This window comes from Shewanella maritima, assembly GCF_004295345.1.
Taxonomy (GTDB): Bacteria; Pseudomonadota; Gammaproteobacteria; order Enterobacterales; family Shewanellaceae; genus Shewanella; species Shewanella maritima.
In genome coordinates, this window is sequence record NZ_CP036200.1 from 4,326,158 (window position 1) to 4,345,971 (window position 19,814).

The 19,814-nt window shown below is 45.1% G+C and carries 10 protein-coding genes and 1 pseudogene; 6 read left to right on the forward strand and 5 right to left on the reverse strand.

The window, feature by feature from the left end:
* Positions 1–120: 120 nt before the first annotated feature.
* Complete coding sequence (locus tag EXU30_RS18385; RefSeq protein ID WP_130602503.1) at positions 121–3,555, forward strand: hybrid sensor histidine kinase/response regulator; 3,435 nt, start codon at positions 121–123, stop codon at positions 3,553–3,555.
* Positions 3,556–3,624: 69 nt separating this feature from the next.
* Here EXU30_RS18385 and EXU30_RS18390 read toward each other — a convergent pair whose 3' ends face one another.
* The 4 genes from EXU30_RS18390 to bioA form a co-directional block, all read right to left on the reverse strand.
* On the reverse strand, positions 3,625–4,266 hold the full coding sequence (locus tag EXU30_RS18390; RefSeq protein WP_130602505.1) for a glutathione S-transferase family protein: 642 nt from the start codon (positions 4,264–4,266) through the stop codon (positions 3,625–3,627).
* A 638-nt stretch (positions 4,267–4,904) separates the two neighbouring features.
* Complete coding sequence (locus EXU30_RS18395; RefSeq protein WP_130602507.1) at positions 4,905–5,783, reverse strand: NAD(P)-dependent oxidoreductase; 879 nt, start codon at positions 5,781–5,783, stop codon at positions 4,905–4,907.
* 318 nt (positions 5,784–6,101) lie between these two features.
* The gene (locus EXU30_RS18400) at positions 6,102–9,044 is read right to left on the reverse strand and encodes a TonB-dependent receptor (protein ID WP_130602509.1); all 2,943 of its coding nucleotides are present in this window, start codon (positions 9,042–9,044) and stop codon (positions 6,102–6,104) included.
* Between the two features lie 525 nt (positions 9,045–9,569).
* Positions 9,570–10,961, reverse strand: a complete 1,392-nt coding sequence (gene bioA / locus EXU30_RS18405; RefSeq protein WP_130602511.1) for an adenosylmethionine--8-amino-7-oxononanoate transaminase — start codon at positions 10,959–10,961, stop codon at positions 9,570–9,572.
* Positions 10,962–11,060: 99 nt separating this feature from the next.
* Here bioA and bioB point away from each other — a divergent pair, with 99 nt between their 5' ends.
* The 4 genes from bioB to bioD all read left to right on the forward strand — a co-directional run bounded on the left by bioB (position 11,061) and on the right by bioD (position 15,008).
* Positions 11,061–12,125: a biotin synthase BioB gene (gene bioB, locus EXU30_RS18410; RefSeq protein ID WP_130602513.1), complete on the forward strand. Its 1,065-nt coding sequence runs from the start codon at positions 11,061–11,063 to the stop codon at positions 12,123–12,125.
* Positions 12,126–12,166: 41 nt separating this feature from the next.
* Positions 12,167–13,327, forward strand: coding sequence for an aminotransferase class I/II-fold pyridoxal phosphate-dependent enzyme (locus EXU30_RS18415; RefSeq protein WP_242620263.1), 1,161 nt, complete (start codon positions 12,167–12,169; stop codon positions 13,325–13,327).
* 90 nt (positions 13,328–13,417) lie between these two features.
* Entirely contained in the window at positions 13,418–14,254 is an 837-nt protein-coding gene (locus EXU30_RS18420) for a methyltransferase domain-containing protein (protein ID WP_130602515.1), read from the forward strand.
* A 61-nt stretch (positions 14,255–14,315) separates the two neighbouring features.
* Positions 14,316–15,008, forward strand: coding sequence for a dethiobiotin synthase (gene bioD, locus EXU30_RS18425; protein ID WP_130603611.1), 693 nt, complete (start codon positions 14,316–14,318; stop codon positions 15,006–15,008).
* A gap of 379 nt (positions 15,009–15,387) precedes the next feature.
* Here bioD and astB read toward each other — a convergent pair whose 3' ends face one another.
* Complete coding sequence (astB, locus tag EXU30_RS18430) at positions 15,388–16,722, reverse strand: N-succinylarginine dihydrolase (protein ID WP_130602517.1); 1,335 nt, start codon at positions 16,720–16,722, stop codon at positions 15,388–15,390.
* A 424-nt stretch (positions 16,723–17,146) separates the two neighbouring features.
* Between astB and topA the strand changes: the two are divergent.
* Positions 17,147–19,800: pseudogene (gene topA / locus EXU30_RS18435) on the forward strand (type I DNA topoisomerase).
* Positions 19,801–19,814 lie beyond the last annotated feature (14 nt).

Sequence of the window (19,814 nt, forward strand, 5' to 3'; positions counted from 1 at the left end):
ATGGCGAATACTGATAATCTCGATGTAAATATCACGACAATAATGAATTCTGATGAGCGCGATTTATCTTTCAGGCTTGGCGCCAATCGCTTCTCGTTGGTAAATAAAGTGGAATAAATTATGAACTTAACCCTAGTGGTCGGCGTCATTGCGATTTGCTATGTCACCTTACTGTTCATTCTGGCGTGGGGAGCTGAGCGCTGGTTTACCAAGATCACCAAAAAAGTTCAGGTGTGGATTTATGGCTTAAGTTTGGCGGTTTATTGCTCGTCATGGACCTTCCTTGGCACCGTAGGGCAGGCTGCAAATGATTTATGGTCGTTCTTACCCATATTTGTCGGCCCTATTATTATATTTACTTTAGGTTTTGGCATGCTGCGTAAAATGGTGGCGGTGTCCAAAACGCAAAATATCACTTCAGTTGCAGACTTTATCGCCTCTCGGTATGGTAAATCTCAAAGCCTAGCCGCACTGGTTACCTTAATTGCCGTATTTGGCATCATGCCGTATATCGCGCTGCAACTTAAAGCCATGATGCTCAGCCTGAACTTATTTCAAACTGAGCCAAGTAGTACCAGCTCGCTAGCGATGCCAATGCTTATTACGGTCATTTTGGCAGTATTTGCAATTTTATTCGGCACGCGCAAACTGGATGCTACCGAGCACAACCCTGGCATGATGGTGGCGATTGCATTTGAGTCATTGGTAAAGCTCACTGCGTTTTTGCTGGTGGGCTTAGTGATTAGCTTTGGTTATTTTGATGGTTTTGGTGATATTTGGCGTCAAGCTAACGCAGCAGATTTGGTTGAGTTTGGCGAGATACGTGTGGGCGCTTTATTACCTGAGCTTATTGTCGGCATGGCGGCGTTTTTATGTATGCCAAGGCAATTCCACGTTATGGTGGTTGAGTGTGCCGGTGAGAATGTGCTGCAAAAAGGCCGCTGGATTTTCCCTGTTTATATCGCGTTATTTGCCATATTTGTCGCGCCACTGGCTCTGGCGGGCAAGCTGCTGCTTGGCGATGGCGTGTCAGGCGACACTTATGTGATCAACTTGCCGCTTGCTTTAGAGCACCCCTTTATTGCGGTTATCGCCTTACTGGGTACCTTATCTGCGGCTACGGGGATGGTGATTGTTGCAGTGGTGACCATAAGCGTGATGGTCAGTAACGAATGGCTAGTGCCGTTAATGCTCAAAACAGGGCGTATTCGTGAAAAGAACTTTAGCCAGTTTTCTCATTTCCTACTTAATGCCCGCCGCTTAGCCATAGTAGTGATACTCGGCTTCGGTTATTTAAGCTATTTAACCTTAGGCGAAAGTGACTCGCTATCTAATTTAGGTATGCTGTCGTTTGGTGCTTTTGCTCAGCTCGCACCTGCATTAATTGGTGGCTTGTATTGGAAGTATGGCAATCGCTCAGGCGTTTATTTAGGCCTTATTGTTGGCTTTAGCTTGTGGTGTTTGATTTTAGTGCAGGGCGCTGATGGTATTGGTGATAGCCGTATTATTGGTAGCGACACAGGTTTGCTAAGTGCTATCAACCCCAACGTCAGTGATGCATTAATTGCGCTGATTGCCAATATTGTCTGCTATGTACTCGGCTCGCTATGGTTTAGAGCCGGCGTTGCTGAGCGTATGCAAGCCAGCAGTTTTGTTCACCCCGCAATACCTGAAAAAGATAGTAGCAAGCGCTCTGGCCCTATCTCTCAACAAGACTTATTAATCCTTGCTAGCCGTTTTGTGAGTCCAACGCGGGCGTATGAAGCCTTTAGTCGGTTCTCGCCTGATGCGGTAAAAAGTGATGCCTGGCATAAAGCGGCATCTGACGAGCTAATTGCCCATACAGAGCATATGCTATCAGGGGTATTGGGTGCATCGAGCGCCGCTTTGGTGATGGACTCGGTACTTAGAGGGCGCGATTTAGCCCTAGATGAAGTATTTAGTCTGGTTGATGAGGCCTCCTCTAAGATTGTGCTTAGCCAAGACATGCTGCGCGGCGCGATTGAACATGCTTATGAGGGCATGAGTGTGGTCGATAAAGATTTAAATCTTGTAGCCTGGAATTATAAGTATGCCGAGCTTTATCAGTACCCTGAGGGCTTTTTGACACAAGGCATGCCGATTAGTGAAGTTATTCGCTTTAATGCTACCCGAGGCTACTGTGGCGTGGGTGACATTGAAGAGCAAGTTCGTGTGCGCGTGCAGCACATGCTTAACGGCACCGCTCACACCTCTGAGCGACAACGCAAAGACGGTAAGGTGATTAAAATTCAAGGCAACCCTATGCCAAGTGGCGGTTTTGTGATGACCTTTACCGACATTACTCAATACCGTGAGCAAGAAAAGGCATTAACGCTGGCGAATGAAACCTTGGAAGAGCGGGTAAAAGAGCGTACTTATGAACTGGCATTACTCAACAGTGAGTTAATGGAGTCAAAAGCTCAAGAAGAACTGGCTAATGCATCAAAAACCCGTTTTTTGGCCGCGGTTGGACATGACTTAATGCAGCCGCTAAACGCTGCAAGATTATTTACTGCATCATTATCTCAATATCCAAACCTAGATCTTGAAGCCAAGAACACCATTAATCACGTCAATAGCTCATTAAAAACTGCAGGTGAGTTACTAACTGATTTGCTTGATATTTCTAAGCTAGATAGTGGCACGGTTGAAGTGAATCGCCGCGACTTTGCGGTATCAGAAATACTGCAAGGTTTAGCAGTAGAATTTGACGCCATGGCTGAAGATAACAATATCCGCTTTAACACCCAGATTAGTCAGGCGACGGTTAACTCCGACCCAGCATTGCTTAGACGAATTTTGCAGAACTTTCTCACCAATGCCTACCGTTATGCCAGAGGTGGCAAGGTGCTGCTAGGTTGTCGTCATCGTCAAAATCAGCTAGAAATCCAGGTGCTTGATACTGGCTGTGGCATTGAAAGTGATAAAATAAAAGAGATTTTTCAGGAGTTTAAACGCCTTAATCACCCTAGTAGCCGTAATGTGAGTGGTTTAGGGCTTGGGCTGGCTATCGCTGATCGCATTGCTAAAGTGCTTGGTCATGAAATTAACGTCAGCTCTGAGCTCGGGAGCGGCTCAGTATTCTCGATTATGGTGCCGTTAGGGCAAGCTGCCAGCCAGGTCGTGAGTAAGCCGAAACCTTCGATTGCTCAACCGCTTGCTGGCGTAAAAGTGCTTTGTATCGATAATGAAGAGGCGATTCTAGCAGGGCTTGAATCTTTGCTTACTCGCTGGCATTGCGAAGTGGTGTGCGCCAAAGATCTCAGTGATGCTCGGATTAAACTCGGCCTTAAAGGTGTCGCCCCAGACATTGTACTTGCCGATTATCATTTAGATGATGACCAAAATGGTGTTGATGCTATGGATGGTATTCGTGCGCGCTATGGTGAGCATTTGCCTGGCATCTTAATCACTGCCAACACCAACAAAGCGCTGGTGGAAGATGTCGAGCAGCGCGGTTATCACTATATGGCGAAGATGATTAAGCCTGCGGCGTTGCGAGCGCTAATGTCGAGCTTGGTTAAAGCTAAATAACGCCGGGGTTGATTAGCTTTAATCATAGAGGGATTAAAGCTAAATCAAACCTAACTTTATCGCAAACTACTAGCTAGTCTTGTCATACTCAGCTTCAAGCTGCGCCGCTTTTTGCGCTGCAGGTCTTGCTTGCAACGCTGCGAGGTATTGCATCAGTTTCGGGTAATCATTTAGTAATCCTAGTGCGCCGGCCATTTCAATGATAAATGACAATAGAATGTCTGCAGCAGTAAATTGCTCGCCAACTAACCATTTGTTGTTGGTTAGGTGGTCATTTAAGTAGCCAAGAATAAGTGCCAACTCTTGCTTGCTGTAGCCATCTAAAAAGCGCGTGTCGCTGCCGTCAATTTTTAAGAAGTAGTGCAGCAATAAAGGTAAGGCGGCTGAGCTTTCTGCAAAATGCAGCCACTGCAAATAGGCAGGGTATTCCGCTGAGTCTTTGGCTGGTACCAGCGAGTTTGCAGCACTCTTATCTGCAACATACTTATCAGCTAGGTATTCAGTTATCGCACCTGATTCAGCCAGTACCATATCGTTTTCTTCTATTACTGGTGATTTACCTAATGGGTGAATCGCTTTCAACTCAGCTGGCGCTAGGTTAGTTTCTGCAACGCGCTGATAAGCTTTTACCTGATAGGGTACACGCAGCTCTTCAAGTAACCAGATGATGCGCTTTGAACGAGATTTATTTAAATGGTGCAGAGTGATCATGGTCTTTCGCCTTAAATACAGTCTTGAGTGTCGTGACACTTTAACAATCAAAAATAAATGTAGCAAGCAATTTAATTGTGCGCAATTTATGTGAGAGGTTTACTATGCAAATAACAGCTTATTGATAATCAGGTATAATTTAATGAGCATAAAAAAACGGCAGTGAAATCACTGCCGTTTTGATGGTTGACTGTAACTAATGTTTTGACGTCGCAAAGGGAAAGGGCGCTGCCAATTTAGTTAATATCAGTTATCTAGGGTCTGTTGATCTTTGCTGATTAGAATTTGTTCGAATTAAAAGCACTTTAATCAAGACGCGAGCTATGTAGTTTAGTCGACTAAACAAGTGGCTCGCAACGCAGAGAAAAGTGCTTTTAAACGAACCTTTCAGGCAGCGCTTGTTGTCATTTCTACTGTGTTAACGACTTACTCATGTGGAATAACCACACATCAAAGTCGTTGCCTTGTATAAATTTCCAACAAGAAGCTGCAAAAATAATCTTGGAAGATCAACAGGCCCTTAACAGGCATAAAAAAACGGCAGTGAAATCACTGCCGTTTTGATGTTTGACTGTAACTAACGTTTTGACGTCGCAAAGGGAAGGGCGCTGCCAATTTAGTTAATATCAGTTAAGTCATTACTTCTTTAGGTCTTTGAAGTAGTCAAAGATCACTGGTACATCGTGGTTACCAAGACCTGCATCTACAGCTGCTTGTAGGCTAGTAGATGTGCCTTGTGCGATTAGCGACTCAGTACCTAACTCTTCACAAAGCGCTAGGAAGTAACCTAAGTCTTTGTTTGCGTTGTTGATAGAGAAACCTAGTTTTTCTTCACCGTCTACAGCGTAGAACTTACAGAACTGCATGAATGGTGAGTTAGAAGGACCCGCTGACATGATGTCGAATAGTTGTTGACCGTCTACGCCAGCTTGCTTAGCTACAGCGAATGCTTGAGACATAGTCGCAACAGTGGTCATACCCATGAAGTTGTTAACTAGCTTAGTTACGTGACCAGCACCTAATGCGCCTAGGTGGAATACGTTTTCACCTTGCTCTTCTAGTACAGGCTTAACCTTGTTGAAGGTGTCGATGTCACCAGCAGCCATGATGTTTAGTAGACCATCTTTAGCGTGAGCAGGAGTACGACCTAGTGGCGCGTCGATCATACCAGCGCCTTTAGCAGCTAAGTCAGCACCAATCTTCTTAGTAGAAGCAGGGATAGACGTACCGAAGTCAACTAGTACAGCGCCTTCTTTAATTCCCGCTAGAATACCTTCGTCGCCGTATACAACTTTTTCAACAACAGCAGAAGTTGTCAGACATAACATGACGATGTCAGAGTTTTCTGCAAGTTCTTTAGCAGATGCTGGAGCTTTAGCACCACGCTCAACACATTTAGCAACTGCGTCAGCGTTTAGATCCATCACATTTAGCTCGTAACCACGGTTTTGTAGGTTTTCAACCATGTTGCCGCCCATAAGACCAAGGCCGATAAAACCGATAACAGGCTTTGTCATAACTAACTCCTAAAATTGAATATAGATAAATCTGGTGTAGATTATTTCATTGCGATGCTTCAATTGTATTACAAATAGGGCTGAGTTTGCCAACCATTTTGTTGACCAATTTCATGTTTTTGGACAAACCAGCGCTGAAGAGGTGTAAATTCGCCCATTTGAAATCTAGGATGTGTGAATTTTCGACAAGCCTAGCGACACCTTGTCGTACAAAAGCTTAGCAATGTAGTTTGATTGTTTGATGAAGCTTGCAGAGTTAAGGTCACCATTTATGGTGCACACTCATGGATTGGCACCTTAACCCTGCAATGCTATTTACTAGAACTTGGCGCGAACACCTACAGAGTAACGGCGATCCGCTTCACTATAGTTCCATACCGAGCCTAATTCTGTGGTTTCTTCAATTGGTTCACCAAGTAGGTTTACTGCGTTGGCAAATACAGTGAAGCTCTCATTAATATCCCAGCTAGCTGAGAAGTCAACTTGACCACGAGCTTCACGGTAACTATTACCTACTGTTGGGTCTGCTTCAGTATCTGCAGTATTTAAACCTAATGCACCTACTGTTTGTACACGCTTAACCACTTGATCGTCTAAATAACGGTCGCGCCAGTTATATGCGATACGGAATTGTAGATCTTCGTTTTCCCAGTAGAACTGTGCATTAGCACTGTGCTTAGAGATTTTCAGCAGTGGGTTACCGTCAGGTTGTTCGCTGTCGGCGTAGGTGTAGTTGGCATTGACACCAAAACCAGACCAGAAATCAGGTAAGAAGGTGAATTGTTGCATGTAAGCAAGCTCTAAACCTTTAACGGTACCGCTGCCACCATTGACTTCAGTATCGATAAGAATACCCGTGTTGCCTGTCGCTTTAGCTGCATCAACGTATGCCTGACCTTGCGCTTCTGTTGCAAAGTTAATCTCGCTTTGGCTTTGACCGGCGGTGTCTAACAAACAGATGTTACCCCACTCAGTCGTGTTTTGACCTTCAATGGTGCTCGAGTCCGCAAGACAGCTACGGCCAGTTTCAGTGAACGAGTTTACATCTTTATAGAAGATTGCTGCAGACATTAAACCGTCTTCAAAATAATGCTCTAGCGATAAGTCATATTGAGTTACACGGTATGGGTCTAACTTGTAAGAACCTTGTGTACCCGTTACCAGAGAGTTATCAATATCTAGCGCAGGGCTAAGTTGATCAAAGTCTGCTCGGCGCATTACTTTTGCTGCAGCGAAGCGAGCTAGGGTGCTTTCATCAATGTTATAGGTCACGTTTAAGCTAGGTAAAAAGTCGTTATAGTCATTCTTACCCGTTGTCAGGACTTTGTTGCCATCTGCATCGATAGAGTCAACAACGCTTGATTCAAGCTCTGTTCGGATATAACGGCCACCGAATACTGCTTGTAAGTCTTCAAAATCAAGATGGAACTGAGCGTATAACGCTTGGGTTTTCTCGTTGATCTCTTGATAAGCACCGCTGCTTTCAACCATGTTGTCAGCCAGTGAACCAGTCATTGCATAGTCAGTGTGAGCAAGGATTTGTTTTACTAATTCATAAGTTGCATTGGCATCTTTTAAACGTTCAGCGTCATATACATGGTAAGTCATTAGGTCATTTTGACCATTGATACCAGTTTGGTTAAACGAATTGTTTAAATTAACGGTTTTGAAAGTTCCCGCTAGAATAGGATCATCAATCCATACCGGAGCAAATAATCCATCGGCGTTTTTCGCTTTTTTGTACGAATCTTTTAATGTGCTGCCATTTGGCATTAGATCAAAGCGAGTGGACTTGAAATCACGGTCGGTAAAACGCATACCGGTTTTAACTGCTGCAATCCAGTCAACGCCAACATCAGTAAAGTTAAAGTCGAAGCGAAGTGCTTGTTCTTCATTATCTTTCTGAATGGTCTTGTGGAAAAACTCACGGAACACGAGATTATCTGGATTGGTGAGTACCTCGCTGTCAGCGTAGGTATAACCAGGAATGCCAGAACCTGTATAAAAACTAGATGTGGTGGTATGGGTTACCAGATCCAGTGTTGGGTCAGTTCGCTCAATTGGGCGAAGGTTGAACTCAGATGCGGTTTGCAACTCGTCAGCTTTTGAAATTGAGTACTCTGCTGAAAACTCAATAGTGTCGGTTAGGTTCCACTCGGTGCCAATGGCATGAGAAGTGGTATCTGAGGTAGTAAAGTCACTCCAAGTTTTTGGAATAACAAACGCGCCAACAAGATCATAGTTATGTAACAGGCCGTTATGACCATAGTAGCTGTCGCTGCGCGCTTCTACGCTACCACCAACGTCTAGAATAGAATATGCAGCTTGGCCGCCGTCTAGTTTCGTTGCGTTAAAATCGAGGTAGATGTTGCCATTTTCACTTTCTGGTGCCCACTGCAGCGATAAGCCATAAGCGGTACGTTCACGCTCCTCAGTTTTCTGTTCGTTGGTAGACTGCGTTTTGCGTTGGTATTTACCGTTTGGTCCACCCGAGTCATCAACAATGCCATCACCATCGATATCAATATTGTCTTGTAAATCTATCTTATTGAAATACTCGTCACGACGAATTTCACGATCCATATAGGATAGGTTAACCGAGGCACCAAATGTACCAGACTCGCCAAAGTCCCAGTTATTGCCTAGGCCTGCAGAGAACTTAGGCGCAGTGTTCTCGGTTTTATCAGCATACTCTCCCTCTAAAGACACTGCGATGAGTGGTTCAGAAAGCTCGAGAGGGCGAATAGTTTGCATGTTGACGGTGCCACCAAGTGCCCCTTCAATCATTTCCGGTGTTGGTGATTTAATCACTTCAACAGTTTTCAAAAAGCTTGAAGGGAAGTCATCAAGTGAAATACCACCGCGACCAGGCCCCGCTGTTGAGCGTCCGTTAAGTAGGATTAAATTTTCGGTTACACCACGGATAGTAACGTTTTGACCAACACCAAAATCCGACTCAATCGACACACCAGGAATGCGTTGCAGCGCTTCGGCGATGTTGGCATCGGGTAATTTACCAATATCTTCAGCAACAATTGCATCAACAATCCGTGCATCGGTGCGCTTCATTAAGTTTGCTTGTTTCAAACTGCCAAAGATGCCGCGAACTTGAATAACTTCTATATTTTCTTGATCATTCGCAGTTTCTTCAGCAATAGCTGGAAGTGCTAGCATGCTAGTTAATGCCGCACCGAACAAAGCAATATTGCTGGCACGATATTTAGCACCGCTAAACAGCTCACTAATCTTATTTAACTTCATATTCCCCCAAAGAATGTATTGTTTGGCTGCACCATTTTGGTAAGGCCAATCACTGTAGTTAGTAAACAGTGTTAACGTTTATATAACAGCTTACCAATATAGGCAACATTGTATTACCAATAGTTTGTTTTGGTATGTATGGAGGTAGGTCTTTATTTTTGGTATAAAAAACAGTTGCTTGGGTTGTTTTTATCTATTTGGTGATTAGAAGCTCATTGATATGCAATAGGCTTGTAAATTACTGAAATCGTATGCAATTTATGCTTTCTATACAAAATTGAAACTTTTTTGTAAATTTTGTTTGTATTGGTAATACAAAAATGTATTACCATGCGGTTTGGTTGCTCGCGGATGGAGAAGTGGTAGAACTCAGTAACTAGCTTAATCGTATACAGGCTGTGAAAATTGAGAGGAGAGTAGCTCGACTATGGCGTTGAGTAACAATGACTCAAACGGCTTGTTTAAGTCATTGTTGTCACTATATATCGAGTTGTATTGGCGGTATTTTATACCTAGTAATTTATTTTACCCGTTTGAAGGACTCGTTGCTGTGCTTTGCTCAGGGGTAATATTAGCGGCGATGGTTTTCATCGCACTGGTTAATTGAGTTAACTGCGCCTTAGTAATGGTATAAGGCGGGGTAATGTAAATGACATTACCAAAGGGTCTTATCCAAACGCCTAAATCAATAAAGGCTTTTTGCAGTAACCCGATATTGATGGGGCTATCCATTTCTAATACGCCGACCGCACCAATAATGCGCACATCGGTTACGTGTGGTAGGTTAATCGCACCCTCAAGCTCTTGAGTCATTTGCTCATCTATAGCGCTTACCTGCTGCTGCCAATGACCTTGCTGTAATATCGCCAGGCTTGCATCGGCTGCAGTGCAGGCTAGCGGGTTGCCCATAAAGGTTGGGCCGTGCATAAACACACCGGCTGGTGAGTCGCTGATCCCTTGAGCAACTTTGTCGCTGCATAGCGTAGCCGCAAGTGAGATATAACCACCAGTCAGCGCCTTGCCCAAGCATAAAATGTCGGGCTCAATGCCTGCGTGCTCATAGGCAAATAGTTTGCCTGTACGCCCAAAGCCTGTTGCAATCTCATCGAGAATAAGCAGAACGTCGTATTTATCACATAATGCTCTTACCGCTTTTAAGTACTGCGCGCTATAAAAATGCATGCCGCCAGCAGCTTGCATTATCGGCTCGATAATTAATGCAGCGATTTCATGGTGGCGTTGCTTTAACACCGCCTCTAGGGCATCAACGTCAGCAGTATTCATCGCACCGCCAAATTTACAGCTTGGCGCAGGTGCGAAGATTTGTTCAGTCACAGCTTCACTAAACATGGTATGCATACCGCTATCAGGGTCACAAACACTCATCGCGGCAAAGGTATCACCATGGTAGCCACGTTTTACCGTGAGCATTTTTTGCTTTTGGGCTGAGACTTGCTGGTTGCTAGTTTCTTGCCCCTTTCCTTGCCCTTGCCGCTTTCCTTGCCCTTCACCTTGCCAGAACTGCATCGCCATTTTCATTGCGACTTCTACTGCAATTGAGCCTGAGTCAGCTAAAAATACTTTAGTCAGGTTAGGGCAGGTCATCTCCACTAAACGCTTTGAAAGATTTACCGCTGGCGCGTGGGTGAGGCCGCCAAACATCACATGGCTAAGTTGCTGCAACTGATTTTGCATGGCAGATAAGATTTGTTCATTGCCATAACCGTGTATACACGCCCACCAAGAACTAGTGCCGTCAATTACTACCTGGCCGTCAGCTAATGTTAGTTCACAGCCTTGGGCAGACGTTACACCGGTCACTTCAACAGGGTTGGTCATTGAGGTGTAAGGGTGCCAAATGTGCTTTTTGTCGAATTCAAAATCAATTGCAGAGGGAGTATGCTTAGTGGTGTTCATTTTTTAACCGTTAGTATAGTTTGCGCCACTGGTCAGATTGACAGTTTACGGCCTCAAAGTATCCTAGCCAACAGAAAATCATAAAAAGGATAGGTTGTTATGTCGTTAGCTATTGTTCGTCACGATTGGACTAAAGCTGAAATTGAAGCTCTGTTTGCGCTGCCAATGAATGATCTCTTGTTTAAGGCGCATAGTATCCATCGTGAAAACTTTGACCCTAACGAAGTGCAGATAAGCCGTTTACTTTCGATTAAAACTGGCGCTTGTCCTGAAGATTGTAAGTATTGCCCGCAAAGTGCTCGTTATGACACGGGGCTTGAAAAAGAGCGCTTGATGGAAATTGAAAAAGTGCTAACCGAGGCAAAAAGTGCCAAAGCCGCTGGTGCATCACGCTTTTGCATGGGCGCGGCCTGGCGTAACCCGCGTGAGCGCGACATGCCATACCTAACGCAAATGGTAAAAGATGTTAAAGCGCTGGGTATGGAAACCTGCATGACACTGGGCATGTTGTCAAAAGAGCAGTCTGATCAGTTAGCAGACGCTGGCCTAGATTATTACAACCACAACCTAGATACCTCACCTGAGTACTATGGCGACATTATTACCACGCGTACCTATCAAAATCGTTTAGATACCCTAGACAATGTGCGCGCATCAGGCATGAAAGTTTGCTCTGGCGGTATTGTCGGCATGGGTGAGCAAGCAAGTGATCGTGCAGGTCTTATTCAGCAGCTCGCTAATATGGATAAGCACCCAGATTCTGTACCAATTAATATGCTGGTTAAAGTTGCAGGTACGCCATTTGAGAAGCTAGATGATCTCGACCCGCTTGAGTTTGTCCGCACCATTGCTGTTGCCCGTATTACTATGCCACTGTCGCGAGTTCGTTTATCAGCTGGGCGCGAGAATATGACCGAAGAGCTACAGTCTATGTGTTTCTTTGCTGGTGCCAACTCAATTTTCTATGGCTGCAAACTACTTACCACACCAAACCCAGAAGAAAACGACGACATGATGTTGTTTAAGAAACTGGGCTTGCACCCTGAGCAAGGTCCTCAAGCCGTTGCTGATGCCGATCTTGATAAAGATGAGCAACTTATTGCTAGCGCAAAAGCCAAAAAAGATCGTGACACCATGCAGTTTTATGATGCAGCTGCGCTGTAACACTTAACTGGCAGTTCGATAAAGTATCTTTAGGCTCATTGATGATAAAGTTAGAGAGCATGGTGCATCCACTCCAAGCTAAAATGGCGCAGAAAACCAAGCAATTAGCAGATGCCGGTAGATTGCGTCAGCGCCGCGTTGTGGGCGCTGGGTTAATTGATTTTAGCCACAATGACTATCTTGGTTTGGCAAGCTGTGAGCCAATGAAAGCAGCTGCCACTGAGGGCGCTGAGCGTTATGGTGTTGGCGCGAAAGCCTCACCACTTGTTTCTGGATATAGTCAGGCGCATCAAGCCCTAGAGCAGGCTCTTTGCCAGGCGACTGGCCATCAAGCTTGTTTGCTATTTTGCTCAGGGTTTAGTGCTAATTCAGCTTTAATAGAAACCCTATTTGATAGTGATAACACAGTTGTCGCTGACAAGCTTATTCACGCCAGTGTTATTGATGGTATCAAGCATAGTGGCGCGAAACTAAAACGCTTTTTACACAACGATATAGAAAGCGCGCAGCGAATCCTGACCAAACTTGAACCTACAGTGGTGTTGACTGAAAGTACATTTAGTATGGACGGGGATAAAGCGCCACTTAACGAGTTATCAGCGCTTTGCAAGCAACACGGCAGCTGGCTGATTGTCGATGACGCCCACGGTTTTGGGATAACGGGCATTGGTGAACAGGTTAACAGTAACGGGCTAAGCGCAGTTACAGCTGACATTGCTGATATTCAAGTGGTCACTTTTGGTAAAGCACTCGGTTGTCAGGGCGCTGCGGTATTAGGCTCACAGCAGGTAATTGATTATTTAGTTGCTAATGCTCGCCACTATATTTACTCCACAGCCTTATCGCCTGCCAATGCTCATGTGGCGCTTGCGGCAATTAACTATATCCAAGCCACGCCAACGCTAATCGACAAGCTAAATAATAATATTGCCCTGTTTCGGTCGCTGTATCAGCAATCTGATGTGAGCAGTCAGTATCTATTAGCTGATTCTGCTACACCTATTCAGCCAATCATTATTGGTGCAGATAGCGAAGTTGTTGCGCTGGCAAATAAGCTATCAAAGCTTGGCTTTGTAGTGGGCGCAATACGCTCGCCAACGGTGCCCAAAGGTGCTGCCAGATTGCGGATTACCTTATCTGCCACTCATACAAGCGAGCAAATTACCAATTTGGTTGATGCGTTATCTTTGTCTTTAAGTTAGCTGAGTAGGCTCATCGGTGCATCCGTAGAACGATACAAAGGCAAAAACCATTTTTATCACACAAACAGTTTTAAGAGCCGTATTAACTTTATGACATCAAAGCCGAACGTCGCCAACACATTTTCTCAAGCTGCCACTTGTTATAAGCAGCATGACGTGGTGCAACGGCAAACCGCATCGCGCTTACATGAGTTAATGCACAAGCAAGATATCGCTGCGCCCTTGAAAGGCCCGTTACTTGATATTGGCTGTGGTCCAGGTACGGATTTTTCAGCATTTAGCCAAGTAGACCAAGTAACTGGTGTTGATATTGCGCCAGGAATGCTAGCTCAGCTAGGTGCTAATTTTCCCGAGTATCAGACCTTACAATGCGATGTGCAAAACCTAACGCTTAGCGATGACTGTACAGCCAATGTGTATTCAAACCTCGCGCTGCAGTGGTGTGACAATTTACCCAAAGCGACATCACAGCTTAATCGCGTGCTATTGCCATCTGGCAACTGTTTTATTGCGACTGTGGTCGATGGCAGTTTGCCTGAACTTAAGGCGCTTGGATTCAGAGTAAACCGCTTTTTAAGCATGCCCAAAGTGATGAGTGCTTTTGGCGTCGTCAGTGGCGCCAATTTGCAAGCAGTAACTGGTGAGCCGTGCGCTAGCGAGCAGTCGCTGGTCAGTCAAAACTGGTTGATCAAACACGCCAAAGTTGAAAAGGTGACCGTGCATTTTGATAGCCTTAAATCGCTGTTATATTCCATAAAAGGTGTGGGCGCATCTGTAAGCTCAGACAGTGAAGCGGGTGAGGCGTTAACTAAGTCTCAATGGCGACAAAGACAAAAGTTGGCTGAGGGGTTAAGAACTACCGAGGGCATACCTTTGACTTACCATATCGCCATTATTCACGCTGAAAAGTTAGCGACAAAGGCCTAGCTTTTAACTGGCTTATTTGTAACTACTAGCAAAGCGCGATAGTAAAAGGATAAAGACATTGATTTACTTTGTGACAGGAACCGATACCGATAGCGGCAAAACCTTGGTGTCATCGGCGCTGCTGTCTTTAGCTAAAGGCAGTAAATTTGGCTTAAAACCTATAGCGTCAGGTTGTGAAGTGACAAGTGAAGGGCTCCGTAACGCCGATGCCTTAGCCTTGATGGAACAGGCTAATGTGGAGCTTGATTATCACACTGTTAACCCTATCGCGTTTGAGCCTGCTATAGCGCCGCATATTGCCGCGGCCAATCAAGGGGTAGCGCTAACTGAGCAGCGGGTCGTTGAGCTAATAAACCAGGCACCAATAAAGGATGTTGACTTTGCCTTAATCGAAGGCGCTGGTGGCTGGCTGTTACCATTAGGCGGCGATCAGCTTATGTCTCGGGCGATTAAGCAGCTTAATCAAGGTTTAAGTCGCGATGGTGAGATACTCGGTGTGATACTGGTTGTGGGCATGAAACTTGGATGTTTGAACCATGCGCTGTTAACTCAGCAAGCGATTGAGGCTGATGGGCTGGAAATTGCGGGTTGGTTTGCCAATCAAGTGGACGGGGAAATGAGTGAAATTGAAGCCAACTTAGCGAGTTTAAAAACGCTAATGACTAGCCCATTTCTTGGCTATATTCCTCACCTCGATAACGCAAATGCTGAGCAAGCAAGTCAGTTCATTGATATTGAAAAACTCACGACATAAATCGAAAACCACTAGCTTGCATTTGAGCAATAGATATCACGATATATAACACCATATATAAATAACCTGAGCTCGGGATAATAAAACGGTTTCTAACGGCTATTTTTGCCCGTATCTTAGTAGAGAGAGCGTTGAAGCCACTTGCAATAGACTAGCTATTGACGCGTAGCTTCGCCTTGAACTAAACAAAACTATCTCGCTATAAACTTAATGCGGGGTATAGCTCTGGATGAGAGAGCCATTGGCACTTCCTTATCCCGAGTTCAGGTTAAATAGTAGCGTTAAGACAATTAAAGCTACGAACAAACAAAAAACCGCATATCACTATGCAGTTTTTTAGTGTCCATTCTTTATTGAACTGATTAGCAGTCGTTAGCGTTTATTTTTGGAACTGGTAAACGCTGCCAAGTTTTAAGACTTGGGTTAATTCATCAAGTGCGGTGCGCGACTCTATAATTAACTGTGGGTCAGCTAAATCAGCAACCGTTAGCGTATCGCGATAGTGCTTATCTACCCAGGTATTTAAGCGAGTAAATAGTGCATCATTCATTAAGGTGTGTTGGTTAACCGCAGCCACTTCTTGCTCGTTCATTGCTACACGTAAACGCAGACAAGCTGGGCCGCCACCATTCTGCATGCTTTGCTTCACGTCATAGTAGCGCACTTGCTTAATCGGTGTGCCAAGTGTCACTAGCTCGTTTAGATAAGCGTGAACCGCTGGGTTTTCTTCACAATCTGTTGGCGCAATGATCGCCATTTCACCGTTTGGTAGGGTGATGATTTGCGTGTTGAACAGGTAGCTCTTAACCGCATCTTGAATTGAAACCTGCTCAGTTGCCACTTTCACAAAGTGTACGTCAGCGTTCATTTTTCGGCGGATTTCATCAAACTTAGCTGCCGTATCTACAAATGCCTGTTCGTGGTAGAACAGCACATTTTGGTTGCCCACAGAAATAACGTCGTTATGGAATACACCCTGGTCAATGACATCAGGATTTTGCTGCATGAATACGCAGCTTTCATCATCTAATTGATGCAAACGCGCAACAGCTTGAGAAGCTTCAAGGGTTTGACGGGCAGGGAATTTCTTTGGCTTAGGCGCATTTGGGTTCATCGCCTGTTGGCCGTATACAAATAGCTCAACGCCAGCGTGACCATAATCGCTACATAGGCGCGTATGGTTTGCAGCACCTTCGTCACCAAAGCTTGCATGCTCAGGTAAATGTTGGTGATGCTGGAAGTGTTTCTCATCGCTAAATGTTGCTTTTAAGATGTTGCCGGTAGTTGTTGGCTCGATTGAGCGGTGAAGCTTGTCAACCAGATTCGCTGGAGTGAAGTGTACTTTACCATTACGAGTATCGGCTGATGGCGATACGGTTGCAGCGTTTGCCGTCCACATACTTGACGCGCTGCAGCAGGCATTTAATAGCATAGGTGCTTGTTTAGCTGCTTGGGTTAACACTTCCGCGTCACTGCCGCTAAAGCCCATACGACGAAGCGAATAAAGATCAGGACGCTCTTGCGGCGCTAATACACCTTGAACCATGCCTAAGTCAGCCAAGGCTTTTGCTTTGGCTAAGCCTTGCTTGGCAGCGGCTTTTGGGTTTGATGCTTGCGCAGCGTTGCTATAAGAGGCTACGTTACCAAAAGATAAGCCAGCATAGTTGTGGGTTGGGCCAACCAGTCCATCAAAGTTCGCTTCGAAGTGTTTCATTCGTATTCCTTGAAGTCAGTGAATTATTGTAATTATGGGGGCAAACTGCCGTGATTAGCGAGTTTTTGCAACAAAAGTCTATTGCATAAAAATAGAACTTCGCCACCGAATGTTTTGCACAATACTGCATCTCAGTGGTTGCTAATTTACCGCCAGTATACTCATGCGCAAGGGCTTCACAAGTCGTACTATTTTTGTCCAATATAATAAAAGTGACTAAAAATGCACAATAGTGATTGCTTGTTAGGTAAATATGAAATATTACTTTTTAATAACGCAAAAAATTTTTTTACATTTTTTTAATTTGATTAAAAAATGGCACACTGGACACATAAAAACGCGATTAACTTGAAACTCGCGGCGCAACACTCTATATATGTAACCAATTTTCTATCCTTTGAGACTATTTGGCGTAAATTAATTTATGGGTAAATCGCTAGTTATTGTCGAATCACCGGCCAAAGCCAAGACAATCAACAAATATCTTGGTAAAGAATACATCGTTAAGTCGAGTGTAGGTCACGTCCGTGATTTGCCAACGTCGTCGACATCAGATGGCAGCAAGGGCGGCAAAACTGCTGCTGAAGTGCGCAAAATGTCACCTGAAGAAAAAGCCAAATATAAGAAAGCACGTGATCAAAAAGCCTTGGTTGCTCGCATGGGGTTAACCCTGAAAAGTCTTGGGCGGCTAAGTATCAAATTCTTCCCGGCAAAGAAAAAGTCGTAAAAGAACTTAAAACCCTTGCAGAGTCAGCTGACCAAATCTATCTCGCAACCGATTTGGACCGCGAAGGGGAAGCCATTGCCTGGCACTTGCAAGAAATTATCGGCGGTGAAGACTCACGCTATCAACGCGTAGTGTTCAACGAGATCACTAAATCTGCGATTCAAGATGCATTTAGTAAACCATCGGCACTTGATACCAATATGGTTAATGCTCAACAAGCACGTCGTTTTCTCGACCGTGTTGTGGGCTTTATGGTGTCACCATTATTATGGAAAAAAGTAGCACGTGGTTTATCAGCAGGGCGTGTGCAATCAGTTGCTGTACGCTTAGTGGTAGAGCGTGAAGGCGAGATTAAAGCCTTTGTTCCTGAAGAGTTTTGGGACATTCATGCCAAGCTAAATACCAGCAGTGCTGAAGCGCTAAAAATGCAGGTCAGCAAGTATCAATCTGCGGCATTTAACCCGATTAATGAAGCGCAAGCACAAGTTGCCGTTGATGCGCTGAAAGACGCAAGCTTTACGGTTACTGGCCGTGAAGACAAAGCAACGTCAAGCAGACCGTCTGCACCTTATATTACTTCAACACTGCAGCAAGCGGCATCAACCCGTTTAGGCTTTGGCGTGAAGAAAACCATGATGATGGCGCAGCGCCTATACGAGGCCGGTCACATCACTTATATGCGTACCGACTCGACCAACTTAAGCCAAGAAGCACTGGATAATGTGCGTGAGCTGATCGGCGGCGAGTATGGTGATAAGTACCTACCGAAAGATCCTATTCGTTACGGTAGCAAAGAAGGCGCGCAAGAGGCGCACGAAGCGATTCGTCCATCGAATGTTAAAGTGAAGTCTGCTTCATTGACTGACATGGAGCGTGATGCGCAGCGCCTGTATGAACTAATTTGGCGTCAGTTTGTTGCGTGTCAGATGACACCTGCAAAATACGATGCAACGCGTTTAACTGTTACCGCTGGCGATTACGAGCTGAAAGCCAGTGGACGTACCTTGCGCTTTGATGGTTGGACGCGCGTGCAGCCGCCAATGAGCAAGAAAAACGAAGAAGACAACACCTTGCCAGTGGTTGAAAAGGGCGATAGTTTAACCCTTGCAGACCTAATGCCTAAGCAGCACTTTACCAAGCCGCCTGCACGTTACAGTGAAGCATCGCTAGTAAAAGAGCTAGAAAAGCGTGGTATTGGCCGTCCATCAACTTACGCTACTATTATTTCGACTATTCAAGACCGTGGTTACGTGAAAGTTGAAAATCGCCGTTTCTTCGCTGAGAAGATGGGTGAGATTGTCAGCGAGCGTCTGGTAGATAGCTTTAATGATTTAATGAGCTACGACTTTACCGCTGGCATGGAGCAAACACTTGATGATGTGGCTCAAGGTAAGCTTGATTGGAAGAAGGTACTCGACGGTTTCTATGGTGATTTTACCAAGCAACTAGGTAAAGCTGAGTTAGCCCCTGAAGAAGGCGGTATGCGCCCGAATGAGATGGTCGTCACTGACATTGAGTGCCCGACATGTGGTCGTCCAATGGGTATTCGTACTGGTTCAACGGGTGTATTCCTAGGTTGTTCTGGTTATGCATTACCACCAAAAGAGCGCTGCAAAACCACACTTAACTTAACGCCAGGTGAAGAAGCGGTAAGTGACACCGAAGAAGGTGAAACTGATGCACTGCGCGCTAAGAAGCGTTGTAAAATCTGCGGCACCGCCATGGACAGCTACCTAATCGATGAGAAGCGTAAACTGCATGTGTGTGGTAATAACCCAACATGTGAAGGCTTTGACGTCGAAGAAGGCACCTTTAAGATCAAGGGTTACGATGGTCCTATCATTGAGTGCGACAAGTGCGGCAGTGATATGGAGCTGAAGAATGGCCGTTTTGGTAAGTACTTTGGTTGTACTAACCCAGATTGTAAGAACACCCGTAAACTGCTGAAAAGCGGTGAAGCGGCGCCACCAAAGGAAGATCCTATCTTCTTGCCAGAGCTAAAATGTACTAAGTCAGATGCGCACTTTGTACTACGTGATGGCGCAGCAGGTATCTTCTTAGCGGCTAGCACCTTCCCGAAATCGCGCGAAACCCGTGCGCCTTTGGTTGAAGAGCTGGTTAAATACCGTGAGTTACTATGGCCTAAGTACCAGTTCTTAGCTGATGCACCGGTGAAAGATGACGACGGTAACCCAACGCTGGTGAAGTTTAGCCGTAAGACCAAAGAGCAATACGTTGCCAGTGAGAAAGACGGTAAAGCCACAGGTTGGTCAGCTAAGTTTATCGCAGGTAAATGGGTTGCTGAAAACACCAAGAAGAAACCAAAAGCGAAAGCTAAAAAGGCTTCATAACTGAGTCTATTGGT

Bases quoted from the DNA above. Each gene is read 5' to 3' on its own strand.
- EXU30_RS18390 (WP_130602505.1), bottom strand. From the start codon at position 4,266: ATGATCACTCTGCACCATTTAAATAAATCTCGTTCAAAGCGCATCATC.
- EXU30_RS18420 (WP_130602515.1), top strand. From the start codon at position 13,418: ATGACATCAAAGCCGAACGTCGCCAACACATTTTCTCAAGCTGCCACT.
- astB (WP_130602517.1), bottom strand. From the start codon at position 16,722: ATGAAACACTTCGAAGCGAACTTTGATGGACTGGTTGGCCCAACCCAC.
- EXU30_RS18400 (WP_130602509.1), bottom strand. From the start codon at position 9,044: ATGAAGTTAAATAAGATTAGTGAGCTGTTTAGCGGTGCTAAATATCGT.
- EXU30_RS18415 (WP_242620263.1), top strand. From the start codon at position 12,167: ATGATAAAGTTAGAGAGCATGGTGCATCCACTCCAAGCTAAAATGGCG.
- bioB (WP_130602513.1), top strand. From the start codon at position 11,061: ATGTCGTTAGCTATTGTTCGTCACGATTGGACTAAAGCTGAAATTGAA.
- EXU30_RS18385 (WP_130602503.1), top strand. From the start codon at position 121: ATGAACTTAACCCTAGTGGTCGGCGTCATTGCGATTTGCTATGTCACC.
- EXU30_RS18395 (WP_130602507.1), bottom strand. From the start codon at position 5,783: ATGACAAAGCCTGTTATCGGTTTTATCGGCCTTGGTCTTATGGGCGGC.
- bioA (WP_130602511.1), bottom strand. From the start codon at position 10,961: ATGAACACCACTAAGCATACTCCCTCTGCAATTGATTTTGAATTCGAC.